Origin of the sequence: Brucella pseudogrignonensis, from assembly GCF_002252525.1 — a bacterium.
GTDB lineage: Bacteria > Pseudomonadota > Alphaproteobacteria > Rhizobiales > Rhizobiaceae > Brucella > Brucella pseudogrignonensis.
In genome coordinates, this window is sequence record NZ_NNRM01000012.1 from 162,316 (window position 1) to 184,282 (window position 21,967).

Sequence of the window (21,967 nt, forward strand, 5' to 3'; positions counted from 1 at the left end):
GCATCCCGAAAAATGTGAAACGGTTTTCGGACCAGATGCACGTCAAAACCAACTCTTAGAGATCGTCTTCACGCACTTTGATGATGGCAACGTCATCGACCGAGAGCTGACGGCCATCAAGTGCGCGCACCTCAAGCTTCGCCACGCCTTCACCATTGATGGTATCAACCAGTTTTGAATGCGGCTCATCAGGTGCAAACAGATAGTTCTCGCCCCATTGTCGCAGGGCAACGACAACCGGCAACAGATCACGACCCTTGGCGGTCAGTCGATACTCCTGATGTGCGCCGCCTTTGGGATCGGACACCATCTCCATAATGCCCTCGCCCGTCAGCTTGCGCAGCCGTTCAGCCAGAATGTTACGCGCGATGCCCAGATTCTTCTGGAAGGCGCTGAACCGCGTTACCCCATCAAAAGCTTCACGCACGATCAATAGCGACCACCAGTCGCCGATCACATCCAGCGCACGCGCGCTTGGGCAATAGTCACCTTTCAGGCTCTTCTTGCGAACCATGTTTACTCCATACATTTCAACTTGGTTGCAATATAAAACCAATCACGCTAAAAGCAAAATGGTTTCATTTTAAAACCATTTTGCAGGAGCCAATCATGCAGTCCTATCTCAGCGCGGCAGCACCGTCTGCCGCGAACGACCTTGTGCGCCCTTCGCTTTCCCGAGCGACACTGCTGCTGTTTGCCATTGCCAGCGGCCTCGCTGTGGCCAATGTCTATTTCGCGCATCCGCTTCTTGATGTGATGTCAGATGATATGGGGCTTAAACGTTCAAGAGCTGGCCTTATCATTGCGTCAAGCCAGGTCGGCTATGCAATCGGCCTCATTTTTCTGGTGCCCCTTGGAGATCTTTTCGACCGGCGAAAACTGATTCTCGCGCATTTCCTGCTGTCGGTCTTATCGCTTCTAACCATTGGTTTTGCAGGAAGTGCTACCATGTTGTTGCTGGCAATGGCTGTGATGGGTCTTCTGGCAGTCGTCACACAAGCACTTGTTGCCTATGCGGCAAGTCTTGCCGATCCGATGCGGCGCGGTCATGTGGTTGGGATTGTCACAAGTGGCATCGTACTTGGAATATTGCTGGCACGCGCCATAGCTGGCGCGCTCACCGATATTGGCGGATGGCGCAGCGTTTACTTCAGTTCCGCAGCACTCACATTGTTGATTTCGCTTCTTCTATGGCGCAGCCTGCCACGACAGAATCGTCAGACGACCAGCGTCTCCTACCCCGCGCTTATTCTGTCACTTGTAACGCTGTTCCGCTCCGAACCCGTGCTCCGTATCCGCGCAATCATTGCCATGCTGATCTTTGCTGATATCACCACGCTGCTTGCGCCGCTCGTCATGCCCCTCAGCGCACCGCCTTTTGAATTGAGCCATGCGCAAATCGGACTGTTCGGCCTGGCCGGAGCCGCAGGTGCGCTTGCCGCTTCTCGTGCGGGCGTGGCTGCGGACCGGGGGCAGGCTCAGCGCATGACCGGCATCGCGCTCACGCTGATGCTGTTATCGTGGATACCAATTGCCCTGCTCGATTATTCACTGCTCTGGCTGATTGCAGGTGTGCTGGTCATCGATTTCGGACTTCAGGCTGTGCACGTCACCAATCAGGCAATGATCTATCGCGTGCGACCCGACGCACAGAACAGACTCACCGCTGCCTATATGGTTTTCTATTCCATCGGCAGCGCAAGCGGCTCGGCTCTTTCAACATGGATCTATGCTTATGCGGGCTGGAACGGTGTCTGCCTGCTGGGTGGTGGCATCAGCCTCTTCACACTCATATTCTGGGCTGCGACCCGCAAATCAATGCCGGAGGTCGCTACGCGCCCAGTATCAAACTGAAATCAGTTCTGGCCAGCAGCGATCTTTCGATCAAGCCCGAAACGGTTTTCGATATATTCGGCAACCATCTTCTGGAAATCGGCGGCAATCTCAGGTCCGCGCAGCGTCGTAACCTTCTTGCCATCGACAAAGACCGGTGCGGACGGCGTTTCGCCCGTGCCGGGAAGCGAGATGCCAATATCAGCATGTTTCGATTCGCCCGGACCGTTGACGATGCAGCCCATGACTGCGACCGAAAGCGATTCCACACCCGGATATTTCTCGCGCCAGACAGGCATACTGCGACGAATATCGTCCTGAATATTCTGCGCCAGTTCCTGAAACACGGTTGAGGTCGTGCGTCCGCAACCCGGACACGCGGCAACAATCGGAATGAACTGACGGAAACCCATGGTCTGCAGCAGTTCCTGTGCCACCTGCACTTCACGCGTGCGGTCGCCGCCCGGCTCTGGCGTCAGCGAGATACGGATCGTATCCCCAATGCCCTGCTGAAGCAGAATACCCATGGCAGCCGACGAAGCGACAACACCCTTGGTGCCCATGCCGGCTTCGGTGAGGCCCAGATGCAGCGCGTGATCGGAGCGCTGTGCAAGCATTGTGTAAACGGCAATCAGATCCTGCACCTGACTGACCTTGGCCGACAGGATGATCTTGTCGCGGCTAAGGCCGATTTCTTCTGCAAGATTTGCCGAAATCAGCGCCGACTGAACAATGGCTTCACGCATAACTTCCTGCGCGCTCAAAGGCGCACCCTCAGCCTGATTGCGATCCATAAGCGTGGTCAGCAACTCCTGATCGAGCGATCCCCAGTTAACGCCGATACGGACAGGCTTGTCATAACGGATCGCCATTTCAACGATATCGGCGAACTGCTTGTCTTTCTTGTCCTTGAAGCCGACATTGCCCGGATTGATGCGATATTTTGCGAGCGCTTCCGCACAGGCCGGATGATCGGCGAGCAGCTTGTGGCCGATATAATGGAAGTCTCCGACCAGCGGCACATTCATGCCCAGGCGTTCAAGACGCTCACGAATTTTTGGAACGGCAGCAGCGGATTCATCACGATCCACCGTGATGCGCACAATCTCGGAACCCGCGCGATGCAAAGCTGCAACCTGCACTACAGTGCCATCGATATCAGCCGTATCGGTATTGGTCATCGACTGGACAACAACAGGTTCGCTGCCGCCAACGATAACTCCGCCAACGCTCACGCCAACGGATTGGCGACGGGGAAATGGATGCGAAAAATAGCTGACGGTCTCGGAAGACATTGTGCTCTGTTCTTTTGTCCTGCCGCAATTGCCGATGGAAACCATATTTCACGCATCGGGAACTGCTCTTGGTACGGGCCTGCTTTCAGGTGGCGTAGCAAGGCGCAATTGTCAACGCCTGACCGCCTCGCTTTGTTGTTATATAATCACTTGCCGACGCCTTGTCGCCTCCTCATTATGGGATGATTCCAGAGGAGGAGATAAAAAATGCCAAATGCGAATGCCCGCAAAACCGCAATTATCACCGGTTCCAATTCAGGCATCGGACTTGGCATTGCCCACGCGCTTGCGGGTTCTGGGCACAATGTTGTGATCAACTCCTTCACGGACCGTAGCGAAGACCACGATTTGGCAAAAACAATCGCCGCAGAACATGGCGTAAGCGTGATCTATGTCAGCGCCGATATGTCCAAAGCTGATGACTGCCGCGCGCTGATTGAAAAGAGCGTGGAAGCCTTTGGCAGTGCCGATATCCTCGTCAACAATGCCGGTATCCAGCATGTGGCACCGGTCGAAGAGTTTCCGTCCGAGCAATGGGACCGGATCATCGCGATCAACCTGACCTCAGCATTCCACACGTCAGCGGCTGCAATACCACATATGAAGAAAGCCGGGTGGGGCCGGATCATCAACATCGCATCAGCGCATGGACTTGTCGCCTCGCCATTCAAGTCGGCCTATGTGGCAGCAAAGCATGGCATTGTCGGCTTCACAAAAACGCTGGCACTTGAACTTGCCCTTGCCAGGATCACGGCCAATTCCATCTGCCCCGGCTATGTGCTGACCCCGCTTGTCGAAGCGCAGATACCGGATCAGATGAAAGCTCATAACATGGATCGCGAAACAGTAATCCGCGAAGTCATGCTCGATAAACAGCCGACGAAGGAATTCGTGACCACTGCTCAGATCGGTGCGCTTGCGGCCTTTCTTGCAACAGATGCCGCAGCGCAGATCAACGGTGCCGCCCTGCCGGTCGAGGGCGGCTGGACCGCTGAGTAAACATCGAGCGATAATCGCTCGATGTATTTTTTCCACGCATTATCCTACGCAAAACCGCTACGCACTTTTGGCTCAAATGCTTTAATGCGAACTGTCCGCATATTTTGCCAGTCCTGAGAAAGCGAGCACCACAAGCAACAGCACAGGCAATGACAGGAATACGACGCTGAAACCGCTATGCTTGGCGACAAAGCCGATAAGCGAAGGCGCAACCAGCATACCGGAATAGCCCATGGTGGTGGCAATCGACAGGCCAACACTTGGATTGATGCCCGGCAGATTGCCGCCAATCGAGAAGGCTATCGGCACCATGTTGGAAATGCCGATACCGCAAATGGCAAAGCCAAAGATCACCGCGTAAGGGTGGCTCGACAGGCCGACAATCACCATGCCGATAATGGCAATCGATGTGCAGAAGCGTAGCGTGTTGATCGCGCCGAAACGGTCGCGGACAATATCGCCTGCAAAGCGCATGATCGCCATGGTCATGGAGAAAGCTGCGAAGCCAAAACCAGCGACCGTAACTGACGCACCCATTTCATCGCGCAGATAATATGCACCCCAATCAAGTATCGCACCCTCCGGGATCATCGAGAACAATGCGATAATGCCGACCAGCCATGGCAGCGCATTGCGCGGCAGCACCAGCTTCTGCTTCTCGCCGCTTGGATGGTGAAACCTGTCCGCGACAATCGAAGGCCATGCAAAAATCAGCAATCCTGCTGCCACAACGGTCGCAATCAGTGCATGAATAGTCGAGCCGACATGCGCGATGAGAAAGCCACCAGTTGCTGCCCCAATCAGTCCGCCAAGGCTCCAGAAGGCATGACAGGACGACATTATGGCCCGGCGCATGTTCTTCTCAACAGCGACCGCATTGGCGTTCATTGCGACATCCATCGCACCGATCATGCCGCCAAAATAGAACATGACAATCACAGCTGTGACGATATTCGGCACAAGCGCAATAATCAGCAAAGCGGGGATAAGTCCGATTGCAAACAGCTTGACGACGGCGCCCGAACCGCGATGTGCGGACAATGCACCAGCCACCGGCATCATCGACAGAGAGCCGACACCGAAGACGAGGATCATTAATCCCATGCCACTGGTATCAAGCCCGAGACGCCCTGCAAATTCGGGAATTTTCGGCGCCCAGCCGCCAAAGATATAACCATTCATCAGAAAGAGCAGCGCCACAGCGATACGCTCTCTGGTTACAATTGGCGCACGGTCATTCAGCGCATCGTTTCGTCCGGCCGTCTGTTCCATCATGTCCTCAGTCACGCCCTTCTACGGCGTGTATAATCGTCATGCCCGATGCCCGATAGGGCGCAAGCACATCTTCATTCGCATCCTGTTCGACAGCCATAACATTGACCGCCTCAATGGGTATGACATCGTGCGCAGCAACTGTGCCGAGCTTGTCACTGGTGATTGCCAGAACCACCTTGCGGCTGCGCCCGGCAATAACCCGCTTGAATTCCGCATCTTCCAGATGAAGCGCTGTGATGCCCGTTTCTGCTGAAAAGCCGCAGACACCGAGCATACAAAGATCAGGCCGCACCAGTTCCGCATCGCGCAAAGCGCGCGCACCAACCGCCGCACTCACGCGACGATCAATAGGGCCGCCGATCATCACGACGTCGATCTTGTCTGACTGCAGAACAATAGCAGCAATGGAGGGCGTGTTGGTGACAACGGTGATCACATCACCCCGATCAGCCAAAAGACGCGCAAGCGCCAGATTAGTTGAGGATGAATCCAGAAACACCGTCATGTTCGGTTCAATCAGAGCAGCCAGCGCGGCGGCAAGGGTCGTCTTGGCTTCCGGTCTTTCCGTATCGCGCTCTGCGAGCGGCGCGTAAGAGGGCGCGGCCTTCAAAGCACCGCCATAGACGCGCTTGCAAAGCCCCGCCGCCGCCATCTCGCGGAGGTCACGGCGGATCGTGTCTTCCGAAACCCCGAATGACTCCGCAAGCTCGCTCGCCAATACGCGCCCGGACTGCTCAAGCAGTTGCTGAATGCGCGCCTGTCTTTCGTCCAGTAATAGCTCTGTCATCGCTCGTTCCTGCTAACATGCACAAACATGCATGAATCGGTAAAAACGTGCATAGCAGATTTTTATAACCATGCAAGCAAAAGAAAACGCCGCACCCTTTACAGGGGACGGCGTCAATCATTCTATGATGTGAAAGCTGGATCAGTCGGCGTAAACGACAAGCAAATCCTTTGCGTCGATCTGTTCGCCGGGGCGCACAAGCACTTCGGCAATCGAGCCATCGCGTTCTGCACGCAGAGCCGTTTCCATTTTCATGGCTTCAATGGAAAGCAGCACATCACCTGCCTTCACGTTCTGGCCTTGTGCGACAGCAACCGTGGACACAACACCCGGCATTGGCGCGCCAACGTGGCGATCATTGCCGAGTTCCGCCTTGCGCTTCACACCGCCCGATGCACCCTTGGCACGGTTTGGCACCTTCACGCGGCGCGGCTGACCATTGAGTTCGAAGAACACAGTGACCATGCCCTTCTCATCGGTCTCAGACATTGCCTGATTGACGATCACAAGCGTCTTGCCGCGTTCGAGATCGACGAAGACTTCTTCTTCCGGCTTCAAGCCATAGAAATAAACCGGCGTTGGCAGGACACTGGTCGGACCATAGTTTTCCTGTGCCGCCGCATAATCGGTGAAGACCTTTGGATACATCAGGTAAGAAGCAAATTCCTGATCGGTGATCTCGCGACCAAGTGTTTCCTCAATCGACTTGCGTTCGGCATCAAGATCAGCTGCCGGAAGCAGCGAACCCGGACGAACCGTGAAAGGCTTTTCGTCTTTCAATATCTTCTTCTGCAACGATGCAGGCCAGCCCGATGGCGGTTGACCGAGATCGCCGCGCATCATCGACACAACTGAATCCGGGAAGGCAATGTCCTTATCCGGGTTTTCGACATCGGCAACGGTCAGGTCCTGAGAGACCATCATCAGCGCCATATCGCCCACCACCTTGGAGGACGGCGTAACCTTGACGATATCGCCAAACATGCGGTTTACATCGGCATAGGCCTGCGCCACTTCATGCCAGCGGGTTTCAAGACCCAGCGAACGCGCCTGTTCTTTGAGGTTCGTAAACTGACCGCCCGGCATTTCATGCAAGTACACTTCCGAAGCCGGTCCCTTGAGGTCGCTTTCAAAGGCCGCATACTGATTGCGCACCGCCTCCCAATAGAAGGAAATGCGGCGGATCGTTTCCGTATCAAGACCTGGATCGCGTTCCGAACCATGCAGCGCCTCAACAATAGAACCAAGGCATGGCTGCGATGTATTGCCTGAGAAGGCATCCATTGCCGCATCAACCGCATCGACACCAGCATCGACCGCAGCAAGCACAGTCGCCGCCGAAATGCCCGACGTATCATGGGTGTGGAAGTGGATCGGCAGATCGGTTTCCTCACGCAGTGCTTTAAACAGTACGCGCGCTGCCGCAGGCTTCAACAGACCCGCCATATCCTTCAACGCGATGATATGCGCGCCAGCTTTTTCAACCTGCTTGGCCAGATCGACATAATATTTAAGATCGTATTTGGCGCGATCCGGATTGAGAATATCACCCGTATAGCAAATGGCCGCTTCACAAAGCTTGTTCTCTTCCAGCACGGCATCCATCGACACGCGCATGTTCTCAACCCAGTTGAGGCTGTCGAACACGCGGAACAGGTCCATGCCGCCGCGCGCTGCTTCACGCACGAAATACTTCACCACATTGTCCGGGTAGGACTTGTAGCCAACGCCATTCGCGCCACGCAGCAGCATTTGGAGCAGAATGTTCGGGGCGCCTTCGCGCACCATTGCCAGACGTTCCCATGGGTCTTCCGTCAAGAAGCGCATCGATACGTCAAAGGTCGCACCGCCCCAGCACTCAAGCGAAAACAGGTTCGGCAGTGCCTGCGCATAGGCATTGGCCACGCGCGCAATATCATAGGTACGCACACGGGTTGCCAGCAATGACTGATGACCGTCACGCATGGTCGTATCGGTCAACAGAACGCGCTTTTCATTGCGCATCCATTCGGCAAACTTCTGCGGTCCAAGCTTGTCGAGCAACTGCTTGGTGCCGTCCACCACCGGACGATCACCAAACCACGGCACAATCGGCTTGGCCGCATCCTGCGATGGCTCAGCACGGCCCTTGGTTTCTGGATGACCATTGACGGTAACATCAGCCACATAGGTCAGAAGCTTGGTCGCGCGGTCCTGACGCTTCATATGCGTGAAAAGCTCAGGCGTCGTATCAATGAAGCGCGTCGTATAGTCATTCGACTGAAAACGCGGATGATTGATGATCGCTTCAACGAAGGTCAGGTTTGTCGCGACACCGCGAATACGGAATTCGCGCAAAGCGCGGTCCATACGACGGATGGCTTCAATCGGCGTCGAACCCGACGCCGTAACCTTCACCAACAGTGGATCATAATAGCGCGTGATGACCGCGCCCGAATAGGCCGTGCCGCCATCAAGACGAATGCCAAAGCCCGATGCTGAGCGATAGGCCTGAATGCGTCCATAATCCGGAACGAAATTCTGCTCAGGGTCTTCGGTGGTGATACGGCACTGCAGCGCATGACCGTTCAGGCGAATATCTTTTTGTTCCGGAACACCGGATTCAGGCGTACCAATGGCATAGCCTTCCAGAATATGAATCTGCGCCTTGACGATATCGATGCCCGTCACTTCTTCCGTGACGGTGTGCTCCACCTGAATACGCGGATTAACTTCGATGAAGTAAAACGCGCCGGTATCAGCATCCATCAGGAATTCGACCGTACCTGCACCGATATAATCGGTGGCATGAGCGATCTTCAGGCCGTAGCCTGCCAGTTCCTGACGCTGTGCATCATTGAGATAAGGCGCTGGCGCACGTTCAACCACTTTCTGGTTACGGCGCTGGATCGAGCAATCGCGCTCATAAAGATGAACCGCGTTGCCATGCGTATCACCCAAAATCTGCACTTCAACGTGACGCGCACGCTCGACAAGCTTTTCGAGATAGACTTCATCCTTGCCGAACGCAGCTTTAGCTTCGCGCTTGGCTTCCGTCACTTCTCGGTCAAGGTCTTCCTCAGCGCGAATGGCACGCATACCGCGACCGCCGCCGCCCCATGAGGCTTTCAGCATCAACGGATAGCCGATCTTGGCTGCGAGCTTCTTTACTTCGGCGATATCGTCCGGCAGCGGATCGGTTGCAGGCACAACCGGAACGCCAATCTCAATTGCGAGATTACGCGCGGCAACCTTGTTACCGAGACGGCGCATGGTTTCTGGCTTAGGGCCGATGAAAATGATGCCGTTTTCAGCACAAGCATCGGCAAATTCAGGGCTTTCCGACAAAAGGCCATAGCCCGGATGAATAGCATCAGCACCCGAAAGCTTGGCCACGCGAATGACTTCATCAATCGAAAGATAGCTTTCAATCGGTCCGAGATCACGCGCGAGATGCGGTCCACGACCGACCTGATAGCTTTCGTCTGCTTTAAAGCGATGCAGTGAGAGTTTATCTTCCTCTGCCCATATGGCCACCGTTTTTATGCCAAGCTCATTGGCTGCACGGAACACGCGGATAGCGATTTCGGAACGGTTGGCAACCAGAATTTTACGGATGGACAAGGCAGAACTCCCACACTGCAATGATCGGTATGGCTTTGATTAGCCTGCAATCTAAGCAAGCGCAAACAAACTGTGCAACTGCGATACAAAAACAAAATGCCCGACCAAAAGTCGGGCATTCTGCCAAAATTTGAAGCAAATTTTGCTAATATATGAGGCATTCTGCACAGTATTACTGGCTAAATAGTACATTCAGCCAATTGAACATTGTTCAGAACTCACTTTGATAAGTGAGTCTGCCTCTTTCAGTCTTATTTCTTCTGGAAGTAGTTATATTTTCCATCGTCGCCCTTGCGCCATTCGAACATGACATAAGGTGAAAGGCTTGGATCACCCTTTGCATCATAAGAGACGTCACCGAGCACCGTCTTGAACGGACCCTTGGCCTTCATGGCTTCAGCAACCGACTGCGGATCGTTGTTTCCGGCAGCATTGGCTGCATCAACCAGCGACTGCACACCTGCATAAGCGTAGAAGGTATAGGCTTCCGGCTCAAAACCCTTGTCGCGGAACGCCTTGATCAGATCAGCATTGGCTGCATCATCGCGCGGGTCCGGGCCGAACGTATTCAGAACACCCGCAACCGCATCGCCAGCAATCGAAGCCAACTCGTTGGAAACAATACCGTCACCGGAGATGAACTGTGCCTTCAGACCCTGATCGGCCATCTGACGAATGATAAGGCCGGCTTCCGGATGCATCCCGCCCCAATAGACGGCAGTAATGCCTGCAGCTTTCATCTTGGAAATCAGTGCTGAGAAATCCTTATCGCCCTGATTAACGCCTTCATACAGCGTCTCTTCCTTGCCATTGGCATTGAGCGACTTCTTGGTTTCATCTGCAAGACCCTGACCGTAAGGGGTCTTGTCGTGCAGGATCGCGACTTTGCCGTCCTTGTAGGTATCGGCAATGTATTTGCCCGCAACGATGCCCTGCTGATCGTCACGACGGCAGGTACGGAAGGTGTTCCACAATTCGCGTTCAGTGAAGGTTGGGTTGGTCGTGCCCGGCGCAATCATCAGCACGCCGTTTTCAGCGTAAATATCGGAGGTTGGAATGCTGACGCCCGAATTGAAATGGCCGATCACGAATTGCACGCCGTCACCGACGAACTTATTGGCAACCGAAATCCCCTGACGTGGATCGGCAGCATCATCGCCATAAACGATCGTGATCTGCTCGCCGTTCATGCCGCCCTTGGCATTGGCTTCTGCCACAGCCGCTTCAACGCCGCGCTTGATCTGGTCGCCATAAGCCGCCTGACCACCGGTCAATGGTGCGCCAACGCCCAGCAGCACATCAGCAAACGACGCTCCGCCCATCGCAACCAAAGCGGAAAGGCACACACCACAGAATAAGGATTTTTTCATTTCAATTACTCCCATTGAACCACGATCTCCGGACTGAATTCCGGAGCCGCCAATTCCACTGGAAGAGAGTTTTTCTTACCCCGTGCGAGAGACAGGCCTGATGCTATGAATTGACAATCCACGCACCCAACGCTTCCCGACACCCTCGCCCCTCCTCCAGGGAACGAATTGCCAACCGTGCTTTACGCCAAACAATGTCGTTGCATTAGGTAAAATGGCTTTAATCAGTATTGTCCATCCTCATTAATATCTAAATTTGATGCTTTTTCCGCATGATGTCATGAATTTAAAGTTTTCGTAAAATAAAAATGCCCGGCATATAGCCGGGCACTTTTCTTAGAGACGTAATAATACAGACAGAGACTTACTGCTGAATGTAATTATATTTCCCGTCTGCACCCTTTTCCCACTTATACATTACGTAACCTGGGAGTTTCGGGTCGCCCTTGGCATCATAGGAAAGATCACCAAGCACAGTTGGGAACGGACCTTTTTCCTTCAACGCCTTAGCAATTTCCTGTGGGTCGTTGCTGCCAGCTGCCTTTGCAGCACCTGCCAGAGACTGAACAGCCGCATAGGAGTAGAGCGTGTAGGCTTCTGGTTCAAAGCCTGCGTCGCGGAACTTCTTGACGAGATCAGCATTGGCTGGGTTGTTGCGTGGATCTGGGCCAAATGTGTTCAACGTGCCTTCAACAGCTGGACCTGCAATCGAAGCCAGCTCGTTGGAAACGATACCGTCACCCGAAATGAACTGAGCTTTCAGACCCTGATCAGCCATCTGACGGATGATGAGACCGGCTTCCGGATGCAGACCACCCCAATAAACGACGGTGACGCCTGCCTGCTTCATCTTGGCGATGAGTGCAGAGAAGTCCTTCTCACCGACGTTCACGCCTTCATAAAGGGCTTCCTTGGCGCCGAGCTCGTTGAGCTTCTTCTTGGTTTCATCGGCAAGACCCTGACCATAAGGGGTCTTATCGTGGATCACAGCAATCTTCGCGTCCTTGAAGTTGTCGAAGATATACTGACCGGCAACGATGCCCTGCTGATCGTCACGGCCGCAGGTACGGAACGTGTTCCACAGGTCGCGCTCGGTATAGACCGGGTTGGTCGCTGCTGGCGAAATTTCGAGAATACCGTTTTCGGCATAGACTTCAGACGCCGGGATCGAAACACCGGAGTTGAAGTGGCCGATCACGTATTTCACGCCATCAGCGGCAAACTTGTTTGCAACCGAAATACCCTGCTTTGGATCCGACACGTCGTCACCGAGCGTAATCGAGATCTTTTCGCCGTTGATGCCACCAGCATCATTGATTTCCTTGATGGCTGCTTCCGCACCCTTCTGGATCTGCGCGCCATACACAGCGTTTGGACCAGTCAGCGGTGCGCCGATGCCCAAAAGTACATCTGCCCAAGCCGAGCCACTGAAAGCCATCACCGCTGCAAGAGCAACGCCTGAGAAAAGCGATTTCTTCATTACTTGAACTCCCGATTATAGTTACCCCGAACGATGTTTTTGCATCGCTTTATTATCTTGCTGATTTGCCAGCAATATCTACGCTGAACCTGTTTTTCAGCGTGATCTTTTTAAAGAAGCTCCGCCGCCAGAGCATTTTGAGTTTTCTATTTTATCAGAGGAAATGCTCTGAATTATTGTTTTTAAGCAGTCCCCCAAAACCGGTTCCCACTTCTGGGGGACATGCTCTCACGGCGAAGCTTCGAATTATTTTGCCTTCCAGCTAAGTGGTGAAGCTTTTTCATAGAGCCAGTTATACTGGCGCACCATTTGTTTGGTGCGCGTATAGCGATAGCCGATCGTACCGATGACCATCAGCACGATCACATCAACCAGATAGTAGTGCAGCGAAAGCAGCGTGCCCTCAAACAGCGCATAGTGGATAAACCGCACGGCTGCGCCCAAAGGGATCAGATAGAGCAAAAGCTGCGGATAGGTCCGCCATGTCTGTGCGCAGGCACGGCCTGTCATCCAGGCAGCCCAGCCACCCAGAAGGCAGGTGATGAGAAAAAACAGCCAGAATGACGGTTCTTCATAGAGAATTCCCTGCATGATTTTTCTCCTTAATGCCTTCCGCCTTCGAGATAGGCGGCACGCACTTCCGGGTCAGCCAGCAGTTCGCGGCCAGCGCCGCTCATTGTGATTGATCCATTGACCATAACATAGCCGCGATCAGCAAGCTTCAGCGCACCGAAAGCATTCTGCTCGACGAGAAACACTGTGAGACCCTGCGTGCGGTTGAGTTCCTTGATCGCTTCGAAGATCTGCTTGACGATCAGAGGAGCAAGACCCAGTGACGGCTCGTCAAGAAGCAGAAGCTTCGGACGCGCCATCAGCGCGCGCGCAATCGCCAGCATCTGCTGTTCACCACCCGAAAGTGTGCCGCCACGCTGATTGATACGCTCTTTCAGACGCGGGAAAAGTTCGAACATCAGCGCAACATCTTCCTCGAAATATTGCTGATGATCGAGGCTCGCACCCATCTGCAGGTTTTCGAGCACTGTCATGCGCGGGAAAATGCGGCGACCTTCCGGCGATTGTGCAATTCGTAGCTTCGCAATCTCATGCGGCGGCATTGACGTAATGTCCTTGCCGCCGAAAAGAATGCGGCCAGTACGAGCGCGCGGCGAACCGAAGATGGTCATCATGAGTGTGGACTTGCCAGCACCGTTGGCGCCAATCAGCGCTACGATTTCACCCTCGTTGACTGTCAGGTCGATGCCCTTGAGTGCGCGGATGTTGCCGTAATAGGTCTCGACCTTTTCGACGGCCAGAAGCGGTTGCTTTGTTTGCATAGTGTCAGCCGTCATTATTCAGCTCCCTTCTTGGGCTTTGCCGGAGCTTTGGCGCTTTTCGTGCCTTTAGGGGCTCTGGCTGCCTTTGCGGGAGCAGTCTTATGGCTCGTAGGGACATCTCCGGCTTCAACACGGGTTGAAAACTCGGTGGCCTGACCCGAAGCAAGTTGTGCTGCCTGCCCCACCCAGTCTTCGCGGGCAATGCGACCGTCGAATTCCAGATAGGTTTCAGCCTGAACGATGTCAGCTTCAGTCCAGGCGGCAATCTGATCAAAATGATAGATGCCGTGCTCGTTGAGCTTCTTCTCGTTGACTTCACCGATGCCCTTGATGAGCGTCAGATTATCAGGCTTGCCATCACGCGCTGCAGCCAATCCGCCTGCAAAACGAACGGCCTCTTCAGCCTTTTCTTCCTCGATTGCCTCTACAGCAAGCTGAGTTGCGATAAAGTCTGCAGGATCACCAGTGCCCGGCTTGTCCGCTTCTTCGATCAATTCTGCGATCTCATCGTCATCAACGCCGAGATAGGCGGCGATAACGCGCGGATCGTTGCGCACTGCTTCCGGTGAGCCGTCAGAGATCTTTGTGCCATATTCAAGCACGATCACATGGTCGGAAATTTCCATAACCACTGACATATCGTGTTCGATCAACAGGATCGACGTGCCGGTTTCCTTGCGAATATCGAGCAGCAGCTTGTTGAGCTCTGCCGATTCACGAGGATTAAGACCCGCGGCCGGCTCATCGAGGCAGAGAATTTCTGGCTCAGTGCACATGGCGCGCGCAATTTCCAGACGGCGTTGATCGCCATAAGGCAGATCGCCAGCCGGGTCGTCCGCACGATCAATGAGATTGATCTTCTCAAGCCAGTAGCGCGCTTTTTCGACCGCTGCCTTGGCGGCTTTCTTATAGCCCGGCAGACCCAGAAGACCGAGGATCGTGTAACCTGACGAACGCATCAGCACGTTGTGCTGTGCGACAAGCAGGTTTTCCAGCACGGTCAGCCCCGAGAACAGACGAATGTTCTGGAACGTACGTGCAACGCGGGCATCCTGCGTAATCTTGAAATCGGGCAGGCGTTCCAAAAGGAACTTTTCGCCCGTATTCCGGTTCATCGTCAGCATACCGCCGGTTGGCTTGTAGAAGCCGGTGATGCAGTTGAAGACCGTCGTCTTGCCCGCACCGTTAGGACCGATGATGGCTGTGATGTCGCCGCGCTTCACATCGAAGCTCAGATCATTGATCGCAACGAGACCACCAAAGCGCATCGACAGATGCTCAACTGTAAGAATGGTATCTTTCGAACCATTGCCAGCCATAATTTTTGTCTCCGCCATCAGCCGTGCCCTTCCTTGGTAAAGGCACCCGACACCAACTTCTTCTGATTGAGGAATGCGCTCGGTTCTCGGCTTCCGACAAATCCGCGCGGTTTCCAGACCATGACGACCACCATGGCAAGACCGAAGATCAGCATACGGTAGAGTTCAGGGGTGAAGTTGGCTCCAAAAATAGCTTTCAGGAAGCCCATTTCACGCAGGATTTCCGTGCCGCCGATCATAACGATTGCAGCAATCGCAATACCGACGAGCGATCCCATACCGCCAAGAACGACGATGGCGAGAATGACTGCGGATTCAAGGAACACGAAGGATTCCGGGCTGACGAAACCTTGACGGGCAGCGAAGAAGGAACCCGCAAAACCACCGAACATCGCACCCGTCGCAAAGGCGGTGAGCTTGGTTGTGGTGGTATTGATGCCGAGTGAACGGCAGGCGATTTCATCTTCGCGCAGCGCTTCCCATGCGCGACCCACAGGCATACGGCGCAAACGGATCGTAACGAGAGCCGTAATCAGCGCGAGTATGAGGATCACATAATAGAGGAAGAACTTGTAGTGAGCAGCCGAGAATGTCAGGCCGAAATAGGCGGCAAAGCCGTCTTTGCTGGCATTGAAAGGCAGACCGAAGAAGGTTGCCTTGGCGATACCGGAAATACCGAACGTACCCTTAGTGAGATCCGTCCAGTTGATAAGGACAAGTCGGATAATTTCACCAAAAGCCAGCGTCACGATGGCGAGATAGTCACCGCGCAGACGCAAGACCGGGAAGCCGAGAATAACACCCCAGGTCGCAGCCAGAATGCCTGCAATCGGCAGCAGCATCCAGAAGGACAGACCGAAATATGCCGAAAGAAGCGCGTAGGAATATGCACCCACAGCGTAGAAAGCGACATAGCCGAGATCGAGAAGGCCAGCGAGGCCAACCACGATATTAAGGCCCCAGGCCAGCATCACATAGATGAGGATCTGGACGCCGAAATTGTCGACCCACTTCAACGATCCCTGCCAACCAAGCATGGTAACGATCAGAACCGGGTAGACGAAAAGAAACACCACACCAATTTTTGAGAAATGAGCACGGAAGAAAGACGGCGCTTCAGCAGCCACCACAGGGCGGCTTGCTTTTGCGAATTTGCGGGCCTCAAGCGTGGGCTGCAGGAACGCGATAAAGGCAAAGCGACCAAAAGCCGCCAAAGCCACCAGGATTGCCAGCGCCCCCCAGCGCTGCTGCAACACCAGCTCGTTATTGATGTTCTGATCGGTCTTGAAACCGACGATCAGAATGAAAAGTCCCAAAGCCAGAAGACCGGCAATGAACCCTTCACGAATAGCCCGGGCAAAAAGGGAATCCGGGCGTGAACCTGTTTGTACGGCCATGATTACACCTTTTCGACTTCAGGACGGCCAAGAATGCCGGACGGCATGAAGATGAGCACTATGGCAAGGATCGAGAACGCGGCAACATCCTTGTAATCGATCGAGAAATAAGCCGACCACAATGCTTCAATGAGACCGATGAGCAAGCCACCAACCACTGCACCCGGCAGCGAGCCAATCCCACCCAGAACGGCCGCCGTAAACGCCTTGACGCCAGGGATGAACCCGTCAGCAAAGGAAATAACGCCGTAGAAGGAGAGGTAAAGCGTACCGGCAACGGCCGCCAACATGGCACCCATCACGAAGGTCAGCGAAATAACGCGGTCGACATTGATGCCAAGAAGCGCGGCCATCTTGCGGTCCTGCTCGCAGGCACGCTGCGCACGACCAAGCGATGTTCGATTGACGATATACCAGAATATCGTCAGCAGCACCGCCGTCACCACGATGACCACGATCTGCTTGAGCGAGATCGTCACGTTGGTTCCGAAGATATTGTAGGAGCCAGTCAGGAGCTGAGGCACCGGCTTGTTGCGCGGACCCTGCGTAACCTGAACGAAGTTCGACAATGCAATCGACATACCGATCGCTGTGATCAGCGGCGCGAGACGGAACGATCCACGCAGCGGCCGATAAGCAGCCCGCTCAATCGTCCAGCTCCAAAGCCCCGTCAGAAGCATTGCAACAACCATCATCAGCAGAAGCATGAGCGCAATTGGCAGCGCTCCGATGAATGTTGTGATGATTAGAAAAACAATCAGCGCCATAAAGGCGCCGAGCATAAAGACATCGCCATGTGCAAAGTTGATCATGCCGATAATGCCGTAGACCATCGTATAGCCGATGGCGATCAGGCCATAGATCGATCCGAGCGCGAGCCCGTTGATCACCTGCTGGAAGAAATATTCCATCGAGAAGCCACCCATTTAACTCTACCCGGTATTATTGCCGCATCATTATTTCGTGCGACTTCTGTTTATTCCCGGATAATTACACCTAACGGCTGTATAAAGGAATGCAAGCCCCTTTTGTCTCAGACAAAAGACTAATGACTTCATTCCTCCACAAACTAGTTATGTCCCCTAAAAAGGGCCCTGTATATATACTTTTCTCCTAATTCGGGCCCGTTATTCCATAATTTCCCCAACGCGTCACAGACAAAAAATAGGGAGCGTCTCCCTATTTTTGCCTACCGTACCCGTTTTACGCAACAGTGAATCCGTGTGCAAACGGATCACGGTCATCAATGAAGATCGTATTGTAGCCCGTCATACGTGCCCAACCGGCAATTGAAGGGATAATTCCGGTGCCGCCAGAGACCTCCACGGCGCGTTCAACACGGCCATGAAACAGCGAACCAATGATGGATTCATGCACGAAATCATCACCCGGTTTCAGCTTTCCTTTGGCCGCAAGCTGCGCCATACGGGCAGAAGTGCCGGTTCCACAAGGCGAACGGTCGATTGCCTTGTCGCCATAGAAAACGGCATTGCGCGCATGAGCTTCAGGATGTGTCGGCTCGCCGGTCCAGAGAATATGCGTCAGACGATTAATGTCTGGAAGGTCTGGATGCTGGAATTTATATTTCTCATTCAGGCGCTGACGAAGCACCGGACTCCAGCCAATTAGCTGCAGCGCGGAATAATCTTTCATGTCGCTGTAATTTTCTTGCGGCTCTACGATTGCGTAGAAATTTCCGCCATATGCAACATCGACTTTAATTGGTCCGAGATCAGGGCATTCCACTTCCAATCCTTCGGCATAAAGGAAGGCTGGAACGTTGGTCAGTCGCACGCGGTCGACATATTGACCATTCTGCTCATATTCGATTGCCACCAGACCGGCAGGCGTATCGAGGTTGAGCTTTCCGGGTGTCTTTGGCGTTACAAGCCCTTGCTCGATAGCCATTGTCACAGTGCCGATTGTGCCATGACCACACATTGGCAGACAGCCGGATGTCTCAATAAACAACACAGCTACATCGCAATCCGGACGTGTCGGTGGATAAAGAATGGAGCCGGACATCATGTCATGACCACGCGGTTCGAACATCAGACCCGTCCGGATCCAGTCATACTCGCGCAAGAAATGTGCGCGCTTTTCCATCATGTTCGAACCTTCAAGGTTCGGGCCACCGCCAGCAACCAGACGCACTGGATTGCCGCAGGTATGTCCGTCGACGCAGAAAAATGAATGTCTTGCCATGATGGTCAGTTCCGAAAACGTTGTGGCTTGAAAGGTTCGATATCGACAGCTGGCGCAGAACCCATGATCAGGTCACAGATAATCCTGCCTGTCGCCGCTGATTGTGTGAGGCCAAGATGGCCATGGCCGAAGCCGTAATAGATATTTCCGCCTGCAGAGGCACGACCGATAACGGGCATAGAGTCTGGCATAGACGGTCGATACCCCATCCATTGCCGCCCACCCTCAATCTTCAATCCCGGCAGGAACATGGAGGCCTTTTTCAGCATTGCAGCTGAACGGGCATAATTGGGCGGCAACTGAAGGCCACCAAACTCCACCGCACCACCTACACGCAAGCCAGTCGCCATCGGCGTGATTACAAAACCATGGCCTGGGAAAGTCAGCTGGCGCTTAACATCAAAACTGCCAACCGGAAGCGTCGTGTTATAGCCACGCTCCGTATCGAGCGGCACTGCATCGCCAAATCCTTGCGCAAGATTCTTTGACCAGGCTCCAGCCATCAGCACCAGATGCGCAGCCCTTATCTCGGTGCCGTCCTCCAGATGAACCGTCGCACCGCCATGTTGGCTGGCGGCATGTTTCACTTTCGCATGAAGGAAACGCGCACCTTTGCTTTCAGCATATGCCCAGATAGCCTGACCGAAGAGCTTCGGATCACTGACATTCTTCCAGCCCGGAACAAACGTGCCGGCCACAAAACGAGGATCAAGCCCCGGCTGCAGCTCCTTCAAGCGGGTTCCACGCACATGCTCATAAGCGATACCGGCCTTTGCCTTTGCATCCCAGCCGGGTTGCGACGCAGCAAGTTCGGCTTCACTTTCATAAAGTTCCAGATTGCCATCTTCCTGCAAACGGTCGCGTAAGCCCGCTCTATCGATCAGCCCCAGCATCTCGCGTTGCGCAAGCTGCATCATATTGCCCTGGGCAACCGTGGTCTTCTCAAGAGCTTCCGCGCTGCTTGCACGCCAGAAGCGATAAAGCCAGGGGATCATCTTTGGAAAGTAAGAGGGGCGGATCGTGAAAGGTCCGAGCGGGTCCATAAGCCAGCCCGGAACCTTACCCATAACACCTTTGGAGGCCATCGGTAGTATGTCGGAGAAGGCGAGTGCCGCCGCATTCCCTGAACTCGTTTCCTCGCAAATCCCGCTTCGATCAATCACAAGAACTTCGCGCCCTGATTCGGCAAGAAGTGCTGCCGTAGCCACGCCGACAATGCCGCCACCAATAATGACGATGTCGCGCTGCCTACTGGGATCAAATTTCATTTATGCGCGGCTCCCGACCGGTCTTGTATATTCGCCTTAGCTTATAAGGCTGACGTAAGTTCACGCCAGCTGCACTGGTTTTGTCCATCCATTTTTTGGAATGACACCATGCAAAAAGCCCGTTATCGATGATATTCGCACAACGCCTGCATTGTTATTATTTTTTAACGGCGCACCGCCCATCATTGATATATCAGAGATATATCTGTAGGGTCAAAAGATGTCAATCGCATAGTATGAGGCTTCAATCTGCATGGAACATGCAAGGGTCCACGAGAAAGTTGCAAAAGGCAGCGCAGCGCTGACAGATAGCTGGGGCAGTGAAAGCCTTGCCGAGCAAGCTTATCGTTTGCTGGAGCGCTCGATCGTAACGCTTGAACTGGAACCTGGCTCAGTCGTCAATGAGCGCACATTGATTGAACTGACAGGAATGGGCCGCACGCCGATCCGCGAAGCCATACAACGGCTCGCCTGGGAAGGGCTTGTCGAAGTCCGCCCGCGTTCCGGCATCGCCATCACGCAGATCGATCCCAAGGATTTCTCAAAAGTGCTCGATGCCCGGGAAGGTGTCGAGCGTGTTTTGGCGCGTGATGCCGCACGCTTTGGCACTCCGCGCGACTACGAACGCTTACAAGCGGCAGCCGACGCAATGCGCGAGGCTATTCCGTCAGAAGATGTTTCGCTGTTTTTAGATGCGGATAAGGCCTTCGACATCGTGCTCGGCTCAGCTGCCAGTAATCCCTATGCCACACGTCTTGCGGCACCGCTGCAAACCCACAGCCGTCGATTCTGGTTCAGACTACGCCCATCAACCGGCATCACCGGTTCTGCCAATGCCCATGCTACGCTGATCGAAGCAATCATTTCCCGCGAACCAGACCGGGCGAGCGACACGGCTAGCGAGCTGATGTCCTATCTGCGAACGCTGGCACCATAAGCCTATAGTTCTCAGGCAGCGCCCAAGGCGTTTCGCGCATGGGCCACTGCGTCCATGTCCACTGTTGTGGTTGATCTTGTATCGAAAATAAGACCATCATCCGTACCGATATCATTTACGGCTCTCGCATAAAAATGCCGGGAGCCGTGACTCATATCGAGTGTCTGAACTGAAGCGATAGAAAGAATGGCCAAAAGGCCCAAAACTGCCTGCGACGAATAACGCATCTCCAACGCTCCGCCATGAAATTTGACGGATGAAATTAAGCGCTAGCTGATGTTCGAAAGATGGCAAAGTTCAGCTGTAGAGGTGGCAGTAATTCACAAAACTGAGAGCGACAACTGCGTTAATGCGCTTTGTTCATCGAGTCGGACATTTTGCGCATAACTTTTAGAGCCACAGTTAGCTCTTCGTCGCTAACACCTTCAAGCAGATCAGCACGCACATCGCCAGCAAGCTTCACCACCTGCTCTGCCAGAGACTTGCCTTCTTCTGTCATCACAATACGCTTGGCACGACGATCGCCTTCGACCGCCTGACGTTCGACAAAAGACTGACGTTCCAGACCGTCGATCAGGCGAACCATGGTCGCGTTCTCGATCTCGAGCACTTCCGCTAGTTCTTTCTGATAAAGGCCTTCCTGCTCAATCAATGTGAGAAGGGTGCGCGCACGCGCCAGCGTCAGGCCGCGTTCTTTAACCCGAGCATCAAATAGTGTCCGCAGTCTACGATTGACCTTCGCCATGGCATCGATCATTTCCGCGCTGAGATCTGCTCTGCTCATAATGAAAGCCTTATATTAGTGACCTAACAATTAACTAATGAGATAAATGGCCAGCACACGGTTTTCAAGCGATCATACCAA

General features: G+C 53.9%; 19 protein-coding genes. 3 read left to right on the top strand and 16 right to left on the bottom strand.

What is annotated here, in order from left to right:
* Positions 1-55 precede the first annotated feature (55 nt).
* Positions 56-514: a winged helix-turn-helix transcriptional regulator gene (locus tag CEV34_RS04760; RefSeq protein WP_007876765.1), complete on the bottom strand. Its 459-nt coding sequence runs from the start codon at positions 512-514 to the stop codon at positions 56-58.
* A gap of 95 nt (positions 515-609) precedes the next feature.
* On the opposite strand from CEV34_RS04760, the gene CEV34_RS04765 reads away from it, so the two are divergent.
* Positions 610-1,854, top strand: coding sequence for an MFS transporter (locus CEV34_RS04765; protein WP_094543322.1), 1,245 nt, complete (start codon positions 610-612; stop codon positions 1,852-1,854).
* A 2-nt stretch (positions 1,855-1,856) separates the two neighbouring features.
* Here CEV34_RS04765 and ispG read toward each other — a convergent pair whose 3' ends face one another.
* Positions 1,857-3,128 carry a flavodoxin-dependent (E)-4-hydroxy-3-methylbut-2-enyl-diphosphate synthase gene (ispG, locus tag CEV34_RS04770; RefSeq protein ID WP_007876769.1) on the bottom strand — a complete coding sequence of 424 codons (1,272 nt, stop codon included), beginning with the start codon at positions 3,126-3,128 and terminating at the stop codon, positions 1,857-1,859.
* 207 nt (positions 3,129-3,335) lie between these two features.
* Here ispG and CEV34_RS04775 point away from each other — a divergent pair, with 207 nt between their 5' ends.
* A complete protein-coding gene (locus CEV34_RS04775; RefSeq protein WP_094543324.1) occupies positions 3,336-4,127 on the top strand; it encodes a 3-hydroxybutyrate dehydrogenase in 792 nt (263 codons plus the stop codon).
* 81 nt (positions 4,128-4,208) lie between these two features.
* Here CEV34_RS04775 and CEV34_RS04780 read toward each other — a convergent pair whose 3' ends face one another.
* From CEV34_RS04780 to CEV34_RS04835, 12 genes are all read right to left on the bottom strand, one after another.
* Positions 4,209-5,399, bottom strand: a complete 1,191-nt coding sequence (locus CEV34_RS04780) for an MFS transporter (RefSeq protein WP_007876774.1) — start codon at positions 5,397-5,399, stop codon at positions 4,209-4,211.
* Between the two features lie 7 nt (positions 5,400-5,406).
* Positions 5,407-6,189: a DeoR/GlpR family DNA-binding transcription regulator gene (locus CEV34_RS04785; RefSeq protein ID WP_007876777.1), complete on the bottom strand. Its 783-nt coding sequence runs from the start codon at positions 6,187-6,189 to the stop codon at positions 5,407-5,409.
* A 141-nt stretch (positions 6,190-6,330) separates the two neighbouring features.
* Positions 6,331-9,792 (bottom strand): pyruvate carboxylase, encoded by a 3,462-nt coding sequence (gene pyc / locus CEV34_RS04790; protein ID WP_007876779.1) that lies wholly within the window; start codon positions 9,790-9,792, stop codon positions 6,331-6,333.
* A 251-nt stretch (positions 9,793-10,043) separates the two neighbouring features.
* Entirely contained in the window at positions 10,044-11,162 is a 1,119-nt protein-coding gene (locus CEV34_RS04795) for a branched-chain amino acid ABC transporter substrate-binding protein (protein WP_007876780.1), read from the bottom strand.
* Positions 11,163-11,526: 364 nt separating this feature from the next.
* Positions 11,527-12,642 (bottom strand): branched-chain amino acid ABC transporter substrate-binding protein, encoded by a 1,116-nt coding sequence (locus tag CEV34_RS04800; RefSeq protein ID WP_007876799.1) that lies wholly within the window; start codon positions 12,640-12,642, stop codon positions 11,527-11,529.
* Positions 12,643-12,888: 246 nt separating this feature from the next.
* Positions 12,889-13,233, bottom strand: a complete 345-nt coding sequence (locus CEV34_RS04805) for a DUF6867 family protein (RefSeq protein WP_007876800.1) — start codon at positions 13,231-13,233, stop codon at positions 12,889-12,891.
* An 11-nt stretch (positions 13,234-13,244) separates the two neighbouring features.
* A complete protein-coding gene (locus CEV34_RS04810; protein WP_039860190.1) occupies positions 13,245-13,991 on the bottom strand; it encodes an ABC transporter ATP-binding protein in 747 nt (248 codons plus the stop codon).
* Positions 13,991-15,295 (bottom strand): ATP-binding cassette domain-containing protein, encoded by a 1,305-nt coding sequence (locus CEV34_RS04815; RefSeq protein WP_039860196.1) that lies wholly within the window; start codon positions 15,293-15,295, stop codon positions 13,991-13,993. Before CEV34_RS04815 ends, CEV34_RS04810 begins: the two co-directional genes overlap by 1 nt.
* A 17-nt stretch (positions 15,296-15,312) precedes the next feature.
* Positions 15,313-16,692, bottom strand: a complete 1,380-nt coding sequence (gene livM, locus CEV34_RS04820) for a high-affinity branched-chain amino acid ABC transporter permease LivM (protein WP_007876803.1) — start codon at positions 16,690-16,692, stop codon at positions 15,313-15,315.
* A 2-nt stretch (positions 16,693-16,694) separates the two neighbouring features.
* Positions 16,695-17,603, bottom strand: a complete 909-nt coding sequence (locus CEV34_RS04825) for a branched-chain amino acid ABC transporter permease (RefSeq protein WP_007876804.1) — start codon at positions 17,601-17,603, stop codon at positions 16,695-16,697.
* 292 nt (positions 17,604-17,895) lie between these two features.
* Complete coding sequence (locus CEV34_RS04830) at positions 17,896-18,897, bottom strand: 4-hydroxyproline epimerase (RefSeq protein ID WP_007876805.1); 1,002 nt, start codon at positions 18,895-18,897, stop codon at positions 17,896-17,898.
* Positions 18,898-18,902: 5 nt separating this feature from the next.
* The gene (locus CEV34_RS04835) at positions 18,903-20,165 is read right to left on the bottom strand and encodes an NAD(P)/FAD-dependent oxidoreductase (protein ID WP_007876808.1); all 1,263 of its coding nucleotides are present in this window, start codon (positions 20,163-20,165) and stop codon (positions 18,903-18,905) included.
* 253 nt (positions 20,166-20,418) lie between these two features.
* Between CEV34_RS04835 and CEV34_RS04840 the strand changes: the two genes are divergently transcribed.
* Positions 20,419-21,102, top strand: coding sequence for a GntR family transcriptional regulator (locus CEV34_RS04840; protein WP_007876810.1), 684 nt, complete (start codon positions 20,419-20,421; stop codon positions 21,100-21,102).
* A gap of 11 nt (positions 21,103-21,113) precedes the next feature.
* Here the strand turns inward: CEV34_RS04840 and CEV34_RS04845 are convergent, their stop codons facing one another.
* Together CEV34_RS04845 and CEV34_RS04850 are read right to left on the bottom strand one after the other, a co-directional pair.
* A complete protein-coding gene (locus CEV34_RS04845) occupies positions 21,114-21,329 on the bottom strand; it encodes a hypothetical protein (RefSeq protein ID WP_007876811.1) in 216 nt (71 codons plus the stop codon).
* A 119-nt stretch (positions 21,330-21,448) separates the two neighbouring features.
* Positions 21,449-21,886, bottom strand: coding sequence for a MarR family winged helix-turn-helix transcriptional regulator (locus CEV34_RS04850; protein WP_007876813.1), 438 nt, complete (start codon positions 21,884-21,886; stop codon positions 21,449-21,451).
* Between the last annotated feature and the right edge of the window lie 81 nt (positions 21,887-21,967).